This window comes from Burkholderia lata, assembly GCF_902499025.1.
In the GTDB taxonomy this organism is placed as follows: domain Bacteria; phylum Pseudomonadota; class Gammaproteobacteria; order Burkholderiales; family Burkholderiaceae; genus Burkholderia; species Burkholderia lata_C.
This window is the reverse complement of the sequence record NZ_CABVPW010000008.1, coordinates 39,487-58,031: the sequence shown is the minus strand read 5'-3', so window position 1 is coordinate 58,031 and position 18,545 is coordinate 39,487. Positions and strand designations below refer to the sequence as shown.

Here is an 18,545-nt window from a genome sequence, read left to right as displayed (position 1 = left end):
CATGCGCAACATAATGCGCGGCACGTCGCTGATCGAAGCGATGCTGGCCATCGCGCTGCTCGCGACCGTGATGCTGGCTGTAGCGGGTAGTCAGCTTGCGATGGCGCGTGCGCAGCGCGCGACGATCTGGCGTGAACGCGCGTTGTGGCTGGCCGATGCGCGTATCGAGCGTTTGCACGTAGCAGAGGAGGCCGACGATGGCCTCGCGGCGCGGGCCGCGTCGTCGCTGCCCGGTGGCGCGGTGACGCGTGGTGACGGGCCGGATGGCGTCCGCTACACGGTTGTCGGGTGGCGCGGCGTCAATGCGGCGAGCGGGCCGCAATGCGAAGCGGCGGGAGAGGCGGCGCAGCCGCCGTCGTGCGTCCGGATTCCGTATCGGGAGACTGACGCCGATGAACGCTGATCGCCGTACGCGTGCACATACGTTGCTTGAGGTGTTGATTGCGATGACCGTCGGTCTGCTCGTGCTCGCGGCTGCCGGTGCGCTGTACCACGCGCAGCGCGTCGCACAGCGGCGCGCGGACGACGGGTTCCGGATGCGGGATGCGGCCGGCACCGCACTGATGCTGATCGGCCAGCAGATCCAGATGGCCGGATTCCGGCCGCTCGATGTGGAAGGCGTGTCGTCGTTGCCACCCGTGTTCGGCTGTTCGATGGCGCGTGTGAGGGGAGAGGGCGCGCAGGTACGGTGCGAGCCCGCACGCGGTGCGTCGGACGCTTTGCTGATCCGGTATGTCGGCGATGCCGTGTCGACGTGGCTCACCGTTAGCGGCCAGGTGTCGGATTGCCTCGGTCAGGGTGTCGGCGTGTCCGGCGAACCTGCGCCGGTGGAGAACCGCTTCGATGTGCATGTCAGTCCGTCGACGGGCGAACCGGAACTGTATTGCGAAGGAAGCGGCCGTCCGGGCACGCCGCAGCCGGTCGTGTCGGGAATCGATCAGTTGCGGGTGCGCTATCTTCGTCGGGGCGGCACGCAGTTCGTCGCCGCCGATGCAATCCCGGGCGACGACTGGCGCGATGTCGTGGCCGTGCATGTCTGCGTGCGTGCACGCGGCGAACCGGCGGGTGAGCCGGCACGGCACGTCGACTGCGACGGTCGCACTGTCGTTGCGCAAGACGGCCGCGCGCGCCTGACGCTCGATCGCATCGTCGCGTTGAGGAATTCCGCGCGCGTATTCGACGATAAGTCGCGCGATGCGACGGATGAACGCGAGGTACTGCGATGAACGGGGCGGGGCAGTCCGCGCGGGAGAGGTCGCGATGGATTGCGGCAGACATCACGCATGAGCGTATCGCGACAAACGACGGCGAACCGCGGCAGGCCGCAGGTGCGGAGGCACTGGCAGCGGGCCGGCGAGCGCCGCACATGCGGTTGCGATCGTTCAGCCGCGATTGGCGTCGCGACGCGGGCCTCGCATTGCCAGCGGTGATCGCGGTTGGCGCAGCGGTCGCGGCGCTGACTGGCACGTGGTTCGAAGCCGCACTGACGGAATCGCGCCGCACGCGTGCATTGTCCGATCGGTTGATCGCATTCCACGCGGCCGATGCCGCGCTTGCTGCGTGCACTGCGCGATTGCGACGGGGTTCGGCACCCTACGTGAGCGAAGGCGACTCGCATGCGGAGCCCGATGCGTGGCGGCGCATGCCGATGCTGGCGGCCGCCGAAGCGTTTGCGCCATTCGCCGGATGGCCGATGGCTGCGCAACCGCCACGATGCCTGATCGAAGCGTGGCGCGGAGCAGGGCCGGCCGGCCGTCGCGCATACGTCGTCACCGCGCGCGGCGTCGGTGCGCATGCATCGAGTGCCGTCTGGCTGCAGCATCAGGTCGCGATCCGCGACGGCCATATCGTCGCCTTGCACTGGCGTCACGTCGCAACGGTGCTTCGATGAACGGTCGCCCATCCGTATACCGCGCGGCGGGATTCACGCTGATCGAGCTGATGATCGTGCTCGCGATCGTCGCGGTGCTGGCCGGATGGGGCATCCCGTCGTATCGCGAGCATGTCGTGCGCGTTCATCGCGCGTCGGCGGTTGCCGCGCTTTACCGGGCGGCCCAATATCTCGAAACACGGGAGGGTGTACTGCCTTCGGCATTGCCGTTGGCGCTCACGCAAGCGCCGCCGGACGGGCGCGCGATCTATCGATTGGCGCTTACGCGGCCGGACGGTGGCGATTCACCGGTGAGCTATGAACTGCAAGCCATCCCGCTCGACACGGGCCCGATGCACGACGATGCATGCGGCGCATTCACGCTGCGCGCGGACGGGGCGAAAGGCAATGTGCGAAGTGACGGCGCCGACGGGCAGATCGCGGCGTGCTGGGGTGTGCGTTGAGATCGCAAAGAAGGCGCGCCACGGCGCGTGGCCGTGCGCGCAGGATGCCGACGGTCAGTCGTCGTGCGTGTCGAGCCCGCGCTCGTCGCGGGACTGCTTCCAGATCCGGTAGACCTCCCATGCAGCGAAACCGAGGGTGCCCCACTTCAGCGCGGGCCCCGCGCTCGCGCGCAGCAGCGAGCGAACGGGTTTGGCGAGCACGAGCGATGCGAGCGAACTCAGCATCGGATACTGGTTGACGAGCTGGCCGAAGCTCGCGTTCAGGTTCTTGGCGGACTGGCTGAACTTGTTGGTGGACAGGCCGGGGATAAACACCTTGAGCCAGCTGAAGCGCGTGACGGCCTGGCGCATTTCGCCGGCGGCTTCCGCGAGTTCGAGCCGCTCGACTTCGGATCGCAGGATCAGCAGTTCCTTGCGGAGCGCGCGATGCTGCGACGCGCTCCAGTTCGATCGCGACGAATGGGAGCGGGGTGAGTTGCCCGTGATGTTCTGGCTCATGGCGCGTCGGCGAAGTAGGTGGGAGGGGTGAACGGGACTGCGTTCACGGCTTGCTGCGGAACAGTTCGCGGTCTTTCTCGAGTTCGGCGAGCGTTGCCTCGAATACGGTCGGCGCATCGCGCAGGCCCGAGCGGGCCTTCAGTGCGCATACGATGCCGCCAGTGGCATACAGCGCGGTGATCGCCGCAAGCGACTGCCAGCGGTAGGTATCCCAGAACGCGATCGCGACGAGTACGGTCAGGCTGATGAGTGCCATCGTGGCGAGCATCATCGCGGCGAGCCCGAGGAACAGCACGCCCATCAGGCGCTCCTTCTCCTCGGCAAGCTCGATGCCCACCAGTTCGAGGCGCGTTTGCAGAAGGCCGATCGCGGAGCCGACGAGGCGGCGCAGCGGTCCTTGGCCGGACGGCTGCGAGGTGGTGTCTGTCGTCATGGGTGAGGTGCGTGCGCGTGCAGTGTGCAGCTAGGACAAAGCCGGCCGGCGGAAACCGCCGGCTGGCTTCGACGCCCGTAGGCCGCGCGACGCGGCCAACGGGACGAAACGGCGCAGGGCGCGTTACTTGCGGTTGATCAGCAGGCCGATCAGCACGCCGACGCCGGCGGCGACGCCGATCGACGTCCACGGATGCTCGTGCACGTAATCGTCGGTCGCGCGTGCGGCCTTCTTGCCTTTCTCGACCACCACGACCTGGACGTCGGCTGCCTTTTCCTTGGCCTGCTTCAGGCGCGACATGGCTTTCTCGCGCAGCTCGGCCGCACGGTCGCCCGTGCTGCTCGCAGCTTGCTTGAGCAGGTCTTCGGCGTCCGAGAGAACGGTTTTGATATCCGACATCAGTTTCTCCTTGTTGATTTCCGACATTGCAACTCCCATCGTGCTGTCATGCTGCAGGTTCACATCCTAGCGAAACGCCTGCCTGCTGGCGAGCCGGGAAGACACACGACGGCAGTGCAAGACCGCATGGTAAACGACTTGTAATCATTCACAGAGCGGCAAACGGGGTGAAAAGTTTCCCGCGTGGGCGCCCGTCCGGCGCCGACACCGCGCAAAAATGACAAAAAAGTATGAATATCAAACGGAATAATCGTTCGCACGCCCCATTGCTTCCCGTAAGCTGACAGACTTTCCCGCGCCGACCCGGGCGCGGTTTCAACCAGCATCGTTCGAGGAGGGAACATCATGAGTCTGCGTCTTGGCGACATCGCACCGGATTTCGAGCAGGAATCGAGCCTGGGCACGATCAAGTTTCACGAGTGGCTGGGCAACAGCTGGGGTGTCCTGTTCTCCCACCCGGCAGACTACACGCCGGTGTGCACGACCGAACTCGGGCTGACCTCGAAGCTGAAGGGCGAATTCGAGAAGCGCAACGTGAAGGTGATCGCGCTGTCGGTCGACGGTGTCGAATCGCACAAGGGCTGGATCAACGACATCAACGAAACGCAAGCGACGGTCGTCGGCTTTCCGATCATCGCCGATGCGGACCGCAAGGTTTCGCAGCTGTACGACATGATCCACCCGAACGCGAACGAAACGCTGACGGTGCGTTCGCTGTTCGTGATCGACCCGAACAAGAAGGTGCGGCTCACCATCACGTACCCGGCCAGCACGGGGCGCAACTTCGACGAAGTGCTGCGCGTGATCGACTCGCTGCAGCTGACCGACAACTACAAGGTCGCGACGCCCGGCAACTGGAAGGATGGCGACGACGTCGTGATCGTGCCGTCGCTGCAGGATCCGGAAGAGCTGAAGAAGCGCTTCCCGAAGGGCTTCAACGCGGTGCGTCCGTATCTGCGTCTGACGCCGCAGCCGAACAAGTAAACATCGGCTGCAGAGGAACGCGGTACCGGGCCGACGGCCCGGCGCGCGGATCCGATGAAACACGGCCCGCCCGGCAGTCATGCCGGGCGGGCCGTGTCTTTTGCGCGTGAGCGGCACGGCATGACTGCCGCACGCGCCGCACCGGGACGATCAGAAGAACGCCTGGATGCCTGTCTGTGCGCGGCCGAGGATCAGCGCGTGGATGTCGTGCGTGCCTTCGTACGTGTTGACCACTTCGAGGTTCACGAGGTGGCGCGCGACGCCGAATTCGTCGGAGATGCCGTTGCCGCCGAGCATGTCACGCGCGAGCCGGGCGATGTCGAGCGCCTTGCCGCACGAGTTGCGCTTCATGATCGACGTGATCTCGACGGCCGCCGTGCCTTCGTCCTTCATCCGGCCGAGGCGCAGCACGCCTTGCAGGCCGAGCGTGATTTCGGTCTGCATGTCCGCGAGCTTCTTCTGGATCAGCTGGTTCGCGGCGAGCGGCCGGCCGAACTGCTGGCGGTCGAGCACGTACTGGCGCGCGGTGTGCCAGCAGGATTCGGCGGCGCCCAGCGCGCCCCATGCGATCCCGTAGCGCGCCGAGTTCAGGCAGGTGAACGGGCCGCGCAGGCCACTCACGTTCGGCATCAGGTTCTCTTCCGGTACGAACACCTCGTCGAGGACGATTTCGCCGGTGATCGATGCGCGCAGCCCGACCTTGCCGTGGATCGTGGGCGCCGACAGGCCCTTCCAGCCTTTCTCGAGGATGAAGCCGCGGATCGCGTCCTTGCCGTTCTCTTCCAGCTTTGCCCACACGACGAACACGTCGGCGATCGGCGAGTTCGTGATCCACATCTTCGCGCCGGACAGCGAGTAGCCGCCGGGCACCTTCTTCGCGCGGGTGACCATGCTGCCCGGGTCGGAGCCGTGGTTCGGCTCGGTCAGCCCGAAGCAGCCGATCCATTCGCCGGTGGCGAGCTTCGGCAGGTATTTCTGCTTCTGCGCGTCGGAGCCGAATTCGTAGATCGGCACCATCACGAGCGACGACTGAACGGACATCATCGACCGGTAGCCCGAATCGACGCGCTCGACTTCGCGGGCGATCAAGCCGTAGCTCACGTAATTGAGGCCGGGGCCGCCGTATTCCTCGGGAATCGTCGGGCCGAGCAGGCCGACTTCGCCCATTTCGCGGAAGATTTCGGCGTCGGTGCGCTCGTGGCGGAACGCTTCGGTCACGCGCGGCGCGAGCTTGTCTTGCGCGTAAGCCTGCGCGGCGTCGCGCACCATCCGCTCTTCTTCGGTCAGTTGCTGGTTGAGCAGCAGCGGATCGTCCCAATGAAAAGTTGCAGCACTCATCGTCTCATCTCCTGTCGACCCGAGTTAGCGCTTCAGCGCTTACTCGGGTCCCATGCTTTGCGGTCGACCCGAGGTGGCGCTTCAGCGCTTACTCGGGTCCCATGCTTTGCGGTCGGCCCGAGGTGGCGCTTCGGCGCTTACTCGGGTCCCATGCTTTGCGGTCGGCCTGAGTTAGCGCTTTAGCGCTTACTCGGGTCCCATGCTTTGCGGTCAACCTGAGTTAGCACTTCAGCGCTTGCCCGGGTCCCATGCTTTACGGTCGGTCCCTGATTCAGCCGGGTTTCTTGCCTGAGAGTTTGCTTGACGGAAGTTCCGCTGTGCGGAACAATGTTTTGCAAATCGAACCCAGTGTAGCACCAGATGACACTTTCAACCATCGACGAAACCATGATCGACGAACGCAAGTTCGTCGTCGCGCTCGCGCGCGGGCTCGACCTGCTGCGCGCATTCCGGCCGGGCGAGACGATGCTCGGCAACCGCGACTTCGCGGAGCGCACGGGGCTGCCAAAGGCGACCGTGAACCGGCTCGCTTACACGCTGACCGTGCTCGGCTACCTGCGCTACGACGAGACGCTCGGAAAGTATGCGCTCGACGCCGGCGTGCTGTCGCTCGGCTACGCGCTGCTGTCGGGTTCGGGGACGATCGACCTCGCGCGGCCGCACATGCAGGCGCTCGCGCGCGACATCGGCGCGGCCGTGTCGCTCGGCTGCCGCGACGGGCTCGACATGATCTATCTGGAGACTATCCGCAGCGAGACCGCGCTGACGCTCGGGCTTGCGCCCGGCTCGCGGCTGTCGATGCTGACGAGCTCGATGGGGCGCGCGTACCTGGCCGTGCAGCCGGAGGACGTGCGCCGCGCGCTCTATGCGGAGCTGCATCGTGCAGCCGGCGGCGCGGCCGACGCCGATGCGCTCGTCGCGGCCGCGCAGCAAGCGGTGGCCGAGTTCTCGGCGGGTGGTTGTTGCTATTCGTTCCGCGCGTGGCACCTGGACGTCAACGCGGCGGCCGTGCCGTTTCGCGAGCCGCGCGAGGGGCGCTGGCTGATCCTGAGCTGCAGCGGCCCCGCATCGTCGATGGACGAGGACGTGTTCCGTACGCAGGTCGGGCCGAAGCTGAGGGCGCTCGCGCAGCGGCTCGGGCAGACGGCCTGAGCACACGGCGGGCGGTACGGGTTCGGTCGCCGGTGCGGGCGGTAACGCACGAGAGTAGTACCGCAGCCGCCGGTTGTGCCGCAGGCGCACCGCGCGCATGATCGTTCGCCTGCTCACCGACGAAGAGGTTGGCCATGTCTCGCGCGGAACCGATGGAAGGCGGGTGCGCATGTGGCGCGATTCGGTACCGGATCGCCCATGTGCCGGCCGACGCCGGTTTTTGCCACTGCCGGCTCTGCCAGCGCACGACCGGCGCTGCGGTCGTCGCATCGGCATCGGTGCCGATCGACGCATTCGCTTACCTGCAAGGGGAGCCGACGGTCTATGCGTCGAGCGCGTGGGGCGAGCGGCGCTTCTGCGGCCGTTGCGGCGCGCAGCTCGAATACCGGCTTAGCGATGCACCCAAGACGGTCGAGATCAATTACGCGACGCTCGACGAATCGTCGCGGCTACGCCCGGCCTGGCATGTCTGGTATGGGGATCGTTTCCCGGGCATCGAGATCGGTGACGATCTGCCCAAGTACGACGATGGCGGAAGAGCGTAAGCGGTAGCCGTCGGCACTGACCGTGCCGGAAACGAGGCGCGTACGCGCCCGCGAAGCCGGTCTTTCCAAGAGGCCGACACCAACCCGCCGCATATCGGGCGACGGGTCAAGCCGGGCGACCTGATCCACGGTCACATCACCTGCATTCCACATTCGGCACGCGACGCCCCGCGTAAGCGGATCACCTCATCCACTCAGGCTCAGGCCGTCACGACCTTCGCAAACACGGGCCCCTGCATGAACCGCACGTCGTGCTGGCGCAGCAGCTCGCACTGCGTTTCGTCGACGACGCCGTCGAAGATCAGCGGAATCCGCACGCGCTGCGCATACGCGACGAGCGCCTTGACCATCCCGTCGCGCAACGCGATGCCCGCATCCATCTTGATGTAGTCAGGGCGTGCCATCTCCGATTCGACCGCGAGGATGCGGCCGGGGTCGGGCAGCTTGTCCGCGACCTTGAAGCCGTGATGCTGGTAGCTGCGTGTCAGGTAGCCGAGGAAGGTCTTGTGCGCGACCGCGACCGCCGGCAACTCGATCACGATCCGCTCGGTCGGCAGCCCGAAGCGCTGCAGCACCGACGAGAAATGCTTGCCGTGGTCGTACTTCACGCTCTTCAGCAGCCGTTCGTGCACGCGCAGGAACAGCAGCCCGTGGCGCTGTGCGCCGAAGAAGTTGATCGCGTGCAGCGAGCGCGACAGGCGGTCGATCGCGACGAGCGTCTGGTCGTCGACGGCCGAGTCGACCGGATCGTGCGGCGCACCCGTCACCAGCGTGACGGCCTGGAAGCCGAGCTCGTCGCCATAGCGCTCGATCGCGTCGGCGAACGACGTCGATTGCGGCGCACCGGGCATCGTCACGTCGTAGATCGGTTCGTAGGCGCTGCCGAGCGTGCGCTCGGGCAGGTTCGCGCTTGCGGTGCCGCCATCGGCGAGCGCGAGGTGATCCCGCAGATACGGCAGTTGCCCGGCACGGGCGACCAGCTCGGGAATGGTGGGCGGAATCATCGGCGTAAGAAGGAAAAACGGCGGCCGAACGGGCCGCCTCGTAGCTTGATATTAGCAGCGCCGGCCAAGCTCGGCTTGGCGTTTCGTTCATATGGTTATCCCGTCGTCGACGCTTCGCCTAGGGTTTACGTTGATTTCACTATTAGTAATTGGTTTTACTATTCGTAAATCCAGGATTTGTCGCCGATCAAGAAATGCGGCATGCGGGCGCCGCGAGACGGCGCCGTTCACGAATCAACAGGAAGCAAGGAGCGAGACGTGGCGGTTGACAGGAATTGCACGCGGGACGGCGGCGCGGCGCGCCGGCAGGCGACGGGCGGGATGACGGGCGTGCCGGCGAGCGCCCGGCAGGGTTGAGGAGCGGATGGCGACCATGAGCATCGATTACCAGACGCTGAAGTTCGAATACCGCCCGCGTGCGCAGGACACGACCGTTCACCCGGTGATCGTCGTCGGCGCGGGCCCGGTGGGCCTCGCGGCCGCGATCGACCTCGCGCAGCAGGGCGTACCCGTCGTGCTGCTCGACGACGACGACACGCTGTCGACCGGCTCGCGCGCGATCTGCTTCGCGAAGCGCACGCTGGAGATCTTCGACCGGCTCGGCTGCGGCGAGCGCTTCGTCGACAAGGGCGTTAGCTGGCACGTCGGCAAGGTGTTCCTGCAGGACGAGCAACTGTATGCGTTCGACCTGCTGCCCGAGGAAGGGCATGCGCGCCCCGCGTTCATCAACTTGCAGCAGTACTACGTCGAAGGCTATCTGGCCGACCGTGCGTTCGAGCTGCCGAATATCGACATCCGCTGGAAGCACAAGGTGACGGGCGTCGAGCAGTCGGCCGAGCACGCGGTGGTGACGATCGAGACGCCGGAAGGCGTCGCGACGCTGCGCGCGCAGTACGTGATCGCGGCCGATGGCTCGCGTAGCCCGATGCGCACGATGATGGGCCTCGAAAGCCACGGTCGCACGTTCAAGGACCGCTTCCTGATCGCCGACGTGAAGATGAAGGCGGAGTTTCCGACCGAGCGCTGGTTCTGGTTCGACCCGCCGTTCCATCCCAATCAGTCGGTGCTGCTGCACCGCCAGCCCGACAACGTGTGGCGCATCGACTTCCAGCTCGGCTGGGATGCCGACCCCGTCGCCGAGAAGCAGCCGGAGCGCGTGATCCCGCGCGTACGCGCGCTGCTCGGGCCGGACGTCGAGTTCGAACTCGAATGGGTGAGCGTCTACACGTTCCGCTGCCAGCGGATGGAGTCGTTCCGGCACGGCCGCGTGCTGTTCGCGGGCGATTCCGCGCACGGCGTGTCGCCGTTCGGCGCGCGCGGCGCGAACAGCGGCGTGCAGGACGCCGACAACCTCGCGTGGAAGCTGAAGCTCGTGCTCGACGGCCGTTCGGCCGACAACTTGCTCGATACCTATGCGAGCGAGCGCGAATTCGCGGCCGACGAGAACATCCGCAACTCGACGCGCTCGACCGACTTCATCACGCCGAAGAGCCCGGTGTCGCGCGTGTTCCGCGACGCGACGCTGAAGCTCGCACGTGATTGCGAGTTCGCACGCAAGCTCGTGAACAGCGGCCGCCTGTCGGTGCCGGCGGTGCTGGCCGATTCGCCGCTGAATACGCCGGACCGCAATGGCGACGCGTTCGCGGGCGCGATGCGCCCGGGTGCCGCGGCGGCCGATGCGCCGGTGCGGGCGCAGGGCGCGTCGGGCTGGCTGCTGCAGCATCTGGGCAGCGGCTTCACCGGCGTGCTGTTCGGGTTGCCGGGCGATGCGGCCGCGCTCGCGCAGGCGCTCGACGGCCTCGCGCTGCCGGTGCGGCCGGTGCTTGTCGTGCCGGCCGGGCACGCGCAGCCGGTCGCGGGTGTCGACGTCGTGGAGGACGTCGACGGTTTCGTTGCGCAACGCTATGACGCGAAGCCCGGCACGTTCTACCTGCTGCGTCCCGACCAGCACGTTTGCGCGCGGACGCGCACGCTCGACCGTCAGGCGCTTGCCGACGCACTGGCGCGCGCGACCTGCGCACGCTGAAAACGATAAAGACACCGGAGACTCCGTCATGCCCCCACTCGACACCCGCCCGCGCCTGGCTGACCCTGACGCGTTCTACGAAGCGCTGATCGACATGCATCGCGACCTGTCCGACGCCGACAGCCAACTCGTCAACGCGAAGCTGATCCTGCTGCTCGCGAACCAGATCGGCGATGCCGATGTGCTGCGCGAAGCGATGGCGCTCGCGCGCCAGGGCGTGACGCCGCCCGTGCATCCGGCCGCCGAGGTGACGCAATGAGCGCGGCGCTGGCCGACGCACGCGTGCTCGAAGTCGAGCACGTGATCGACGAGACCCATCGCCCGGGCTTTCACTGGATGCTGCTGGTGCTGTGCGGGCTGTGCCTCGTGATCGACGGTTTCGATGCGCAGGCGATGGGCTACGTCGCACCGAGCGTGATCGCCGAATGGGGTGTGCCGAAGCAGGCGCTTGGGCCCGTATTCAGCGCGAGCCTGTTCGGGATGCTGCTCGGCGCGCTCGGGCTGTCGGTGCTGGCCGACCGGATCGGGCGGCGCCCGGTGCTGATCGGCTCGACGCTGTTCTTCGCGGTGACGATGCTCGCGACGCCGTTCGCGGGTTCGATCCCGGTGCTGATGGCGCTGCGCTTCGTCACGGGCCTCGGCCTCGGCTGCATCATGCCGAACGCGATGGCGCTGGTCGGCGAGTTCAGCCCGGCCGCGCATCGCGTGAAGCGGATGATGATCGTGTCGTGCGGCTTCACGCTCGGCGCGGCGATCGGCGGCTTCATCAGCGCCGCGCTGATTCCGGCGCTCGGCTGGCGGTCGGTGTTCTTCGTCGGCGGCGCGGTGCCGCTGGTGCTGACGATCGCGATGGTCGCGCGGCTGCCCGAATCGCTGCAGTTCCTGGTGCTGAAAGGGCGCGTCGCGCAGGCACGCGACTGGCTCGCGCATTTCGCGCCGCAGTCCGGCATCGATGCGAATACGCGGCTCGTCGTGCGCGAGCGCGCCGCGACCGGCGCGCCGGTCGCCGAGCTGTTCAGCCATGGCCGCCTGCCGGTCACGCTGCTGCTGTGGGCGATCAGCTTCATGAACCTGATCGATCTGTACTTCCTGTCGAACTGGCTGCCGACCGTGATGCGCGACGCGGGCTATTCGCAGGGCACTGCCGTGATCGTCGGCACGGTGCTGCAGACGGGCGGCGTGATCGGCACGCTGTCGCTCGGCTGGTTCATCGAACGCTACGGCTTCGTGCGCGTGCTGTTCGTATGCTTCGCGTGCGCGGCCGTGTCGGTGGGGCTGATCGGCTCGGTTGCGCATGCGCTGCCGTGGCTGCTGGTGGTCGTGTTCGCGGGCGGGTTCTGCGTGGTCGGCGGGCAACCGGCCGTCAACGCGCTCGCGGGCCAGTATTACCCGACGTCGCTGCGCTCGACGGGCATCGGCTGGAGCCTCGGCATCGGCCGGATCGGCTCGGTGCTCGGGCCGCTCGTCGGCGGACAACTGATTGCGCTCAACTGGTCGAACGGCGCGCTGTTCCACGCGGCCGCGGTGCCCGTGCTGTGCTCGGCGCTGTTCGTCCTGGGGCTTGCCGGTGTGACGCGGCGCAACGGCGCGCAGGCGCCAAACGCCGCGATGAATTGAGGGAGAAAGGAAACGATGACGCTTGACCTGTCGAAACCGGCGACCGCCGGCTACCAGAGCGGTTTCGCGAACGAATTCGCGACCGAGGCACTGCCCGGCGCGTTGCCGCACGGCCGCAACTCGCCGCAGCGCGCGCCGTACGGGCTGTATGCGGAGCAACTGTCGGGCACGGCGTTCACCGCGCCGCGCGGCCACAACCGCCGCTCGTGGCTGTACCGCATCCGCCCGGCGGCCGTGCACCGGCCGTTCGAGCCGTACGCGGGCCCGCAGTGCCTCGTGTCGGAATTCGGCGATTCAGCCGACGTGCCGCCGACGCCGCCGAACCAGCTGCGCTGGGATCCGCTGCCGATGCCGGTCGATCCGACCGATTTCGTCGACGGGCTCGTGACGATGGCCGGCAACGGCTCGGCTGCCGCGATGAACGGCTGCGCGATCCACCTGTACGCGGCGAACCGTTCGATGCAGGATCGCTTCTTCTACAGCGCGGACGGCGAACTGCTGATCGTGCCGCAGCAGGGGCGCCTGTTCATCGCGACCGAATTCGGCCGGGTCGACGTCGAGCCGTTCGAGATCGCGGTGATCCCGCGCGGCGTGCGTTTCACCGTCACGCTGCCGGATGGCGACGCGCGCGGCTACATCTGCGAAAACTTCGGCGCGCAACTGCGCCTGCCGGATCTCGGCCCGATCGGCTCGAACGGTCTCGCGAACCCGCGCGACTTCCTGACGCCGCAAGCCGCGTACGAAGACCGCGAAGGCGCGTTCGAGCTGATCGCGAAGCTGAACGGCCGCCTGTGGCGTGCGGACATCGGCCATTCGCCGCTCGACGTCGTCGCGTGGCACGGCAACTACGCGCCTTGCAAATACGACCTGCGCCTGTTCAACACGATCGGCTCGATCAGCTACGACCATCCCGATCCGTCGATCTTCCTGGTGCTGCAGTCGCAGAGCGACACGCCGGGCGTCGACACGATCGACTTCGTGATCTTCCCGCCGCGCTGGCTCGCGGCCGAGGATACGTTCCGCCCGCCCTGGTTCCACCGCAACGTCGCGAGCGAATTCATGGGGCTCGTGCACGGCGCATACGACGCGAAGGCCGAAGGTTTCGTGCCGGGCGGCGCGAGCCTGCACAACTGCATGTCGGGCCACGGGCCCGATGCGGATACGTTCGAGAAGGCGTCCGCGAGCGACACGACGAAGCCGCACAAGGTCGACGCGACGATGGCGTTCATGTTCGAAACCCGCACGCTGATCCGGCCGACGCGCTATGCGCTCGACACCGCGCAGCTGCAGGCCGACTACTTCGAATGCTGGCAAGGCATCAAGAAACATTTCAATCCGGAGCAAAGATGAGCGATACCCAAGACTGGCGCGCGACGCTCGACCCGGCCCGCAAGAGCTGGGTCGACACGGCGAACGATCCCGCCTGCGATTTCCCGATCCAGAACCTGCCGTTCGGGATCTTCAGCGATGCGAAGCAGGCATCGCGTCGTGCGGGCGTGGCGCTCGGCGACCAGATCGTCGACCTCGCCGCGCTTGCGCGCGCGGGCCTCGTGACGCTGCCGGCCGGCGCCGACGTGTTCGCCGCGCCGACGCTCAACGGGTTCGTCGCGCTCGGCCGCGACGCATGGCGCAGCGTGCGCGTGCAGCTGTCCGACCTGTTTTCGCGCGACAACGCGCGGCTGCGCGACGATGCTTCGCTGCGTGCCCAGGCGCTCGTCGCGCAGCGCGACGCGACGCTGCATCTGCCGGTCGAGATTCCCGGCTACACCGATTTCTATTCGTCGAAGGAGCACGCGACCAACGTCGGCTCGATGTTCCGTGATCCGAAGAATGCATTGCTGCCGAACTGGTCGGAGATGCCGATCGGCTACAACGGCCGCGCGTCGTCGGTGATCGTGAGCGGCACGCCGGTGCGGCGCCCGAACGGGCAGCTGAAGCTGCCCGACCAGGAACGCCCGGTGTTCGGTGCGTGCCGCAAGCTCGACATCGAACTGGAGACGGGCTTCATCGTCGGCCAGGGCAATGCGCTCGGCGAGCCGATCGCGTGCGAGGACGCGGAAGCGCATATCTTCGGGATGGTGCTGCTGAACGACTGGAGCGCGCGCGACATCCAGCAGTGGGAGTACGTGCCGCTCGGCCCGTTCAACGCGAAGACCTTCGCGACGACGATCTCGCCGTGGATCGTCACGCTCGACGCGCTCGAACCGTTCCGCGTCGCGCAGCCGGAGCAGTCGCCGCAGCCGCTCGCGTATCTGCAGCACGCAGGCAAGCATGCGTTCGACATCGCGCTGGAAGTGACGTTGCGCGCGGAAGGGGCGGCCGAAGCCACGTCGATCAGCCGCACGAACTTCAAGCACATGTACTGGACGATGGCGCAGCAGCTCGCGCATCACACGGTCGCGGGCTGCAATACGCGCGTGGGCGACCTGATGGGTTCGGGCACGATCAGCGGGCCGACGAAGGATTCGTTCGGCAGCCTGCTCGAACTGACGTGGAACGGCAAGGAGCCGGTCGCGCTGAACGGTGGCGGCAGCCGCGCGTTCATCGAGGACGGTGACGAGCTCACGCTCGCCGGGTGGTGCCAGGGTGACGGCTATCGTGTCGGCTTCGGTGCGTGCGTCGGCACGATCCTGCCGGCGTTGAAGGCGTAACGCGCGACGTAGCGCGACCCGGAGCATGACGGCCCGCATTGCGCGGGCCGTCGTCGTTTTCGTAGCCGGAGTATCAGTGACAGGGCGGAGCGCTGTGGTGTGCTCGCGTCGGCATCAGACCGCGCGCTGCAACGCGGCGCGGCGCTCCCACAGTGCGGCCGCGACGAACGCCGCGACGCAGACGACCAGCACGCCGACCAGCGCGTTGCTGCCCAGTTGCTCCATCAGCGCACCGGCGACCAGCGGGCCGCCGAAGCTCGCGGCGCTCCACGACGCCGACACGAGCGAGCTCGCGGTGACGAGCGCCGCACCGCGGAAGCGTTCGCCGCACGCGACGAGCGACAGTGTGTAGATGCTGCCGGCCGCCGCGCCGAGCACGAACAGCAGCGGCCAGCACAGCCACGGATTCGCGATCACGAACGGCAGCAGCGGCAGGCCGGCGAGCACGATCCAGCCCGCGCCGAGGTGCACGCGCTCGCGGCCGAGCTTGTCCGCGAGCCAGCCGATCGGGAACTGCATCGCGGTGTCGCCGAACAGCATGATCGACGCGAGCAGCACGGCGGTCGCGCTCGCGACGCCGTGATCCATCGCGTAGAGCGGCAGCAGCGACAGCGCGAGCGTATCGAACAGCGCGAAGAAGCCGGTGCCGATGATCAGCGCGGGCATGCGCGGCAGCACGGCGAGCCAGTGATCGTGCTGCGCGTGATGCGCGTCGTCGCCGGCGAGCGGCGCGCGCCGGATCGTCGCGAGCGTCGGCAGCGCGAGCAGGAACAGCGCGCCGCACAGCGCGAAGCGGATGCTCGTCGCACCGGCGATCTGGCTCACGAGCACGGGGCCGGCCATCTGGAACAGCGTGAAGTTGGTCGCGTAGATCGCGACGACGCGGCCGCGCGTCGAATCGTCGGCGAGCTGGTTGACCCATGCCTCGCCGATCGTGAACAGCAGCATCAGCGCGGCACCGCACAGCACGCGCAGCACGCCCCACAGGATCAGGTTCGACGTGAACTGCATCAATGCGGTAGCCGCCGCGAGCAGCACGACCGACACGACGATCGCGCGGCGCGAGCCGATATGCCGTGCGAGCGCGGTGACGAACGGGACGATCGCGAGGCCACCGAGCGCCTGCGCGGCCGTCAGCATGCCGACGACGTTGGTGCCGTGTCCGGCTTCGGTCAGCGCGAGTGCGGTGAGCGGCAGCGTGGCGCCGGTGCCGAGACCGACGACCGCGACGCTCAGGATGAGTGCAAGGAAATCGCGATTAAGAATGGTTTTCATCGGCGGGGATGCTACACCGCGGACCTTGAAAGGTCCATGAAGGCCATCAGGTTCGCGTGGAGTTGTGGTCGCAACGATATCAACAGGGTTGTGTCAGACGTACTCGGTCGGCACGGTCACCGGGCGGCGCTCGAGCGATGCCGACCACAGCGTGAGCGCGAGTGCGGCGACGGCCATCGCGACGCCGACCCACGGCAGGTTCACGAGCGACACGCCGGAGCCGATCGCCATCCCGCCGAGCCACGCACCGGTCGCGTTGCCGAGGTTGAACGCGCCCTGGTTCAGCGTCGATGCGAGGTTCGGTGCGTCGCTGGCGCGGTCGACGATCAGGATCTGCAGCGGCGGCACGATCGCGAACGCGAGGATGCCCCACACGAAGATCGTCGCGAGCGCGGCGAACGGCAGGTGCATCGTGCCCGCGAACAGCGCGAGGATCACGCCGATCAACGCGAGCGTCGCGATCAGCGACGGCATCCGGCGCCAGTCGGCGAGCTTGCCGCCGAGTGTGCCGCCAACCGTCAGCCCGAGACCGAACAGCAGCAGCACGTAAGTGACCTGGCGCGGCGAGAAGCCCGTCACGTCCTCGAGGATCGGCGTGATGTACGTGAACACGCTGAACAGGCTGGCCGATGCGAGCACGCTGATGCCGAGCACCATCAGCACCTGCGGGTGCTTCAGCACGCTGAATTCGCGCGTGATGCTGGTGTCGGGCATCGCGAGGTTCTTCGGCAGGCAGACGGCGAGCGCGGCGGCCGCGGCGATGCCGATGCCGGTGACGGCCCAGAACGTCGCGCGCCAGCCGTATGCCTGGCCGAGCGCGGTGCCGAGCGGCACGCCGAGCACGTTCGCGAGCGTGAGGCCGGTGAACATCAGGGCGATCGCCTGCGCGCGACGGTTCGGCGCGACGAGGTTGCTCGCGACCACCGAGCCGATGCCGAAGAACGCGCCGTGACAGAACGCGGTGACGACGCGCGCGGCCATCAGCACCGCATAGCCCGGTGCGATCGCGCAGAACAGGTTGCCCGCGATGAACAGTCCGATCAGGCCCATCAGCGCGCGCTTGCGCGGCATTTTCGCGGTGACGATCGCGAGGATCGGCGCACCGATCGTCACGCCGAGCGCATAACCCGACACGAGCATGCCGGCGGCCGGGATCGACACGCCGAGATCGCGCGCGACATTGGGCAGCAGCCCCATGATCACGAACTCGGTGGTACCGATTCCAAATGCGGCGACGGCGAGGGCGAAAAGAGGTAAGGGCATCGCGGTAGGCTCGGGAAAAGCCGCCGCTCGGGCTGGCGCAGGATGCGCGGGACGGGCGGACGGTAAGGCGAACGACAGCCGCGATTCTACTTCAGTGAAAACCCCTATGCTTGGGGCCAAAATGGTTGTTGCCGGCGTGCGACGCGGCAGCGCGCGTGGCGCTCACAGTGTGGGATTCGACGGGGTTGGCGGCGGTGAAATTGCCGGGGTCGGAACGGTGGCGGCGGGGCGCTCGTCAGGCGATGCGTTCGGGGGAACTGTCGACGCTTGCGGTCGACGCGCTTGCGGCGTCGGTGCCGGTTTCCTTTACCGCGTCCGCCACGTCCGCGCGCAACGAAGGCGAGCCGGCGGCATCGATCGCGGCCGGATCGTCCCAGCCGTTTTCGAACAGGCACGCTTCGATCGGCATGCGTGCAGCCCAACGCTCCTGCTCGAGCATCGGCTTTGCATAGAACGCGTCGACGTGCCCGACGCACAGCACGGCGATCGGCTTCGCGCCGTCGGGCATCCGCAGCAGCGTGCGCAGCGCATCGACGTCGAACAGCGATACCCAGCCCATCCCGAGCCCTTCGGCGCGGGCCGCGAGCCACATGTTCTGGATCGCGCACGCGGCGGATGCGAGATCCATCTCCGGCAGCGTGCGGCGGCCGAACACGTGGCGCTCGCGGCCGTCGGCGAGCGCCACGACCAGCAACTCGCCGCATTCGCGCACGCCTTCGACCTTCAGCCGCATGAATTCGTCCTGGCGCTCGCCGAGCGCGTCGGCGGTCGCACGGCGTTCGGCCTCGACCAGCGCGTGGATCGCGCTGCGCAGTGCGGGATCGGTAATGCGGATGAAGCGCCACGGCTGCATGAAGCCGACGCTCGGCGCGTGATGCGCCGCGCGCAGCAGGCGCGCGAGCACGGCCGGATCGACGGGCGCCGGCGTGAAGTGGCGCATGTCGCGTCGTTCGAAAATGGCGCGGTAGACGGCGGCGATGTCGGAATCGTCGAAACGCATGGGCGGGAGGGGCGGGGTAACGTCGG

The 18,545-nt window shown here is 67.4% G+C and carries 20 protein-coding genes; 12 read left to right on the top strand and 8 right to left on the bottom strand.

Annotation, left to right across the window (positions count from 1 at the left end):
- Position 1 precedes the first annotated feature (1 nt).
- The 4 genes from BDI24065_RS10100 to BDI24065_RS10085 all read left to right on the top strand — a co-directional run bounded on the left by BDI24065_RS10100 (position 2) and on the right by BDI24065_RS10085 (position 2,334).
- Positions 2-403 (top strand): type IV pilus modification PilV family protein, encoded by a 402-nt coding sequence (locus BDI24065_RS10100; protein WP_240202091.1) that lies wholly within the window; start codon positions 2-4, stop codon positions 401-403.
- Entirely contained in the window at positions 393-1,226 is an 834-nt protein-coding gene (locus BDI24065_RS10095; protein WP_175031128.1) for a PilW family protein, read from the top strand. Before BDI24065_RS10100 ends, BDI24065_RS10095 begins: the two co-directional genes overlap by 11 nt.
- 140 nt (positions 1,227-1,366) lie before the next feature.
- Positions 1,367-1,891: a pilus assembly protein gene (locus tag BDI24065_RS10090; RefSeq protein WP_175031127.1), complete on the top strand. Its 525-nt coding sequence runs from the start codon at positions 1,367-1,369 to the stop codon at positions 1,889-1,891.
- Entirely contained in the window at positions 1,888-2,334 is a 447-nt protein-coding gene (locus tag BDI24065_RS10085) for a type IV pilin protein (RefSeq protein WP_175031126.1), read from the top strand. The genes BDI24065_RS10090 and BDI24065_RS10085 overlap by 4 nt, the downstream gene beginning before the upstream one ends.
- A gap of 54 nt (positions 2,335-2,388) precedes the next feature.
- On the opposite strand, the gene BDI24065_RS10080 is transcribed toward BDI24065_RS10085, so the two are convergent.
- From BDI24065_RS10080 to BDI24065_RS10070, 3 genes are all read right to left on the bottom strand, one after another.
- Positions 2,389-2,832, bottom strand: a complete 444-nt coding sequence (locus BDI24065_RS10080; RefSeq protein ID WP_175031125.1) for a DUF3318 domain-containing protein — start codon at positions 2,830-2,832, stop codon at positions 2,389-2,391.
- Between the two features lie 43 nt (positions 2,833-2,875).
- Positions 2,876-3,265 carry a phage holin family protein gene (locus BDI24065_RS10075; RefSeq protein ID WP_175031124.1) on the bottom strand — a complete coding sequence of 130 codons (390 nt, stop codon included), beginning with the start codon at positions 3,263-3,265 and terminating at the stop codon, positions 2,876-2,878.
- 123 nt (positions 3,266-3,388) lie between these two features.
- On the bottom strand, positions 3,389-3,691 hold the full coding sequence (locus BDI24065_RS10070) for a DUF883 family protein (RefSeq protein ID WP_006494044.1): 303 nt from the start codon (positions 3,689-3,691) through the stop codon (positions 3,389-3,391).
- A gap of 318 nt (positions 3,692-4,009) precedes the next feature.
- On the opposite strand from BDI24065_RS10070, the gene BDI24065_RS10065 reads away from it, so the two are divergent.
- Positions 4,010-4,648 (top strand): peroxiredoxin, encoded by a 639-nt coding sequence (locus BDI24065_RS10065; RefSeq protein WP_175031123.1) that lies wholly within the window; start codon positions 4,010-4,012, stop codon positions 4,646-4,648.
- Between the two features lie 150 nt (positions 4,649-4,798).
- On the opposite strand, the gene BDI24065_RS10060 is transcribed toward BDI24065_RS10065, so the two are convergent.
- The gene (locus BDI24065_RS10060; protein WP_175031122.1) at positions 4,799-5,986 is read right to left on the bottom strand and encodes an acyl-CoA dehydrogenase; all 1,188 of its coding nucleotides are present in this window, start codon (positions 5,984-5,986) and stop codon (positions 4,799-4,801) included.
- Positions 5,987-6,346: 360 nt separating this feature from the next.
- Between BDI24065_RS10060 and BDI24065_RS10055 the strand changes: the two genes are divergently transcribed.
- Together BDI24065_RS10055 and BDI24065_RS10050 are read left to right on the top strand one after the other, a co-directional pair.
- Positions 6,347-7,138 carry an IclR family transcriptional regulator gene (locus tag BDI24065_RS10055; RefSeq protein ID WP_175031121.1) on the top strand — a complete coding sequence of 264 codons (792 nt, stop codon included), beginning with the start codon at positions 6,347-6,349 and terminating at the stop codon, positions 7,136-7,138.
- Positions 7,139-7,272: 134 nt separating this feature from the next.
- Positions 7,273-7,683, top strand: coding sequence for a GFA family protein (locus tag BDI24065_RS10050; protein ID WP_175031120.1), 411 nt, complete (start codon positions 7,273-7,275; stop codon positions 7,681-7,683).
- Between the two features lie 200 nt (positions 7,684-7,883).
- Here the strand turns inward: BDI24065_RS10050 and BDI24065_RS10045 are convergent, their stop codons facing one another.
- A complete protein-coding gene (locus tag BDI24065_RS10045) occupies positions 7,884-8,687 on the bottom strand; it encodes an EAL domain-containing protein (protein ID WP_175031119.1) in 804 nt (267 codons plus the stop codon).
- A gap of 364 nt (positions 8,688-9,051) precedes the next feature.
- On the opposite strand from BDI24065_RS10045, the gene BDI24065_RS10040 reads away from it, so the two are divergent.
- The 5 genes from BDI24065_RS10040 to fahA are packed head-to-tail and all read left to right on the top strand — an operon-like array spanning position 9,052 to position 14,981.
- Complete coding sequence (locus BDI24065_RS10040; RefSeq protein ID WP_175031118.1) at positions 9,052-10,713, top strand: FAD-dependent oxidoreductase; 1,662 nt, start codon at positions 9,052-9,054, stop codon at positions 10,711-10,713.
- Between the two features lie 28 nt (positions 10,714-10,741).
- Positions 10,742-10,972 carry a DUF2783 domain-containing protein gene (locus tag BDI24065_RS10035; RefSeq protein ID WP_069247256.1) on the top strand — a complete coding sequence of 77 codons (231 nt, stop codon included), beginning with the start codon at positions 10,742-10,744 and terminating at the stop codon, positions 10,970-10,972.
- A complete protein-coding gene (locus BDI24065_RS10030; protein WP_175031117.1) occupies positions 10,969-12,330 on the top strand; it encodes an MFS transporter in 1,362 nt (453 codons plus the stop codon). The genes BDI24065_RS10035 and BDI24065_RS10030 overlap by 4 nt, the downstream gene beginning before the upstream one ends.
- A gap of 15 nt (positions 12,331-12,345) precedes the next feature.
- Entirely contained in the window at positions 12,346-13,680 is a 1,335-nt protein-coding gene (hmgA, locus tag BDI24065_RS10025) for a homogentisate 1,2-dioxygenase (protein WP_175031116.1), read from the top strand.
- A complete protein-coding gene (fahA, locus tag BDI24065_RS10020) occupies positions 13,677-14,981 on the top strand; it encodes a fumarylacetoacetase (protein ID WP_175031115.1) in 1,305 nt (434 codons plus the stop codon). The genes hmgA and fahA overlap by 4 nt, the downstream gene beginning before the upstream one ends.
- A gap of 114 nt (positions 14,982-15,095) precedes the next feature.
- Here fahA and BDI24065_RS10015 read toward each other — a convergent pair whose 3' ends face one another.
- From BDI24065_RS10015 to bluB, 3 genes are all read right to left on the bottom strand, one after another.
- The gene (locus tag BDI24065_RS10015; protein ID WP_175031114.1) at positions 15,096-16,256 is read right to left on the bottom strand and encodes an MFS transporter; all 1,161 of its coding nucleotides are present in this window, start codon (positions 16,254-16,256) and stop codon (positions 15,096-15,098) included.
- Between the two features lie 93 nt (positions 16,257-16,349).
- Entirely contained in the window at positions 16,350-17,519 is a 1,170-nt protein-coding gene (locus BDI24065_RS10010; RefSeq protein ID WP_089445022.1) for an MFS transporter, read from the bottom strand.
- Between the two features lie 235 nt (positions 17,520-17,754).
- Positions 17,755-18,519, bottom strand: coding sequence for a 5,6-dimethylbenzimidazole synthase (gene bluB, locus BDI24065_RS10005; RefSeq protein WP_175031113.1), 765 nt, complete (start codon positions 18,517-18,519; stop codon positions 17,755-17,757).
- Positions 18,520-18,545: the final 26 nt, after the last annotated feature.

Excerpts from the sequence above, each read along its gene's own strand:
- BDI24065_RS10100 (WP_240202091.1), top strand. The coding sequence starts at position 2 with ATGCGCAACATAATGCGCGGCACGTCGCTGATCGAAGCGATGCTGGCC.
- BDI24065_RS10095 (WP_175031128.1), top strand. The coding sequence starts at position 393 with ATGAACGCTGATCGCCGTACGCGTGCACATACGTTGCTTGAGGTGTTG.
- BDI24065_RS10090 (WP_175031127.1), top strand. The coding sequence starts at position 1,367 with ATGCGGTTGCGATCGTTCAGCCGCGATTGGCGTCGCGACGCGGGCCTC.
- BDI24065_RS10085 (WP_175031126.1), top strand. The coding sequence starts at position 1,888 with ATGAACGGTCGCCCATCCGTATACCGCGCGGCGGGATTCACGCTGATC.
- BDI24065_RS10080 (WP_175031125.1), bottom strand. The coding sequence starts at position 2,832 with ATGAGCCAGAACATCACGGGCAACTCACCCCGCTCCCATTCGTCGCGA.
- BDI24065_RS10075 (WP_175031124.1), bottom strand. The coding sequence starts at position 3,265 with ATGACGACAGACACCACCTCGCAGCCGTCCGGCCAAGGACCGCTGCGC.
- BDI24065_RS10070 (WP_006494044.1), bottom strand. The coding sequence starts at position 3,691 with ATGTCGGAAATCAACAAGGAGAAACTGATGTCGGATATCAAAACCGTT.
- BDI24065_RS10065 (WP_175031123.1), top strand. The coding sequence starts at position 4,010 with ATGAGTCTGCGTCTTGGCGACATCGCACCGGATTTCGAGCAGGAATCG.
- BDI24065_RS10060 (WP_175031122.1), bottom strand. The coding sequence starts at position 5,986 with ATGAGTGCTGCAACTTTTCATTGGGACGATCCGCTGCTGCTCAACCAG.
- BDI24065_RS10055 (WP_175031121.1), top strand. The coding sequence starts at position 6,347 with ATGACACTTTCAACCATCGACGAAACCATGATCGACGAACGCAAGTTC.
- BDI24065_RS10050 (WP_175031120.1), top strand. The coding sequence starts at position 7,273 with ATGTCTCGCGCGGAACCGATGGAAGGCGGGTGCGCATGTGGCGCGATT.
- BDI24065_RS10045 (WP_175031119.1), bottom strand. The coding sequence starts at position 8,687 with ATGATTCCGCCCACCATTCCCGAGCTGGTCGCCCGTGCCGGGCAACTG.
- BDI24065_RS10040 (WP_175031118.1), top strand. The coding sequence starts at position 9,052 with ATGGCGACCATGAGCATCGATTACCAGACGCTGAAGTTCGAATACCGC.
- BDI24065_RS10035 (WP_069247256.1), top strand. The coding sequence starts at position 10,742 with ATGCCCCCACTCGACACCCGCCCGCGCCTGGCTGACCCTGACGCGTTC.
- BDI24065_RS10030 (WP_175031117.1), top strand. The coding sequence starts at position 10,969 with ATGAGCGCGGCGCTGGCCGACGCACGCGTGCTCGAAGTCGAGCACGTG.
- hmgA (WP_175031116.1), top strand. The coding sequence starts at position 12,346 with ATGACGCTTGACCTGTCGAAACCGGCGACCGCCGGCTACCAGAGCGGT.
- fahA (WP_175031115.1), top strand. The coding sequence starts at position 13,677 with ATGAGCGATACCCAAGACTGGCGCGCGACGCTCGACCCGGCCCGCAAG.
- BDI24065_RS10015 (WP_175031114.1), bottom strand. The coding sequence starts at position 16,256 with ATGAAAACCATTCTTAATCGCGATTTCCTTGCACTCATCCTGAGCGTC.
- BDI24065_RS10010 (WP_089445022.1), bottom strand. The coding sequence starts at position 17,519 with ATGCCCTTACCTCTTTTCGCCCTCGCCGTCGCCGCATTTGGAATCGGT.
- bluB (WP_175031113.1), bottom strand. The coding sequence starts at position 18,519 with ATGCGTTTCGACGATTCCGACATCGCCGCCGTCTACCGCGCCATTTTC.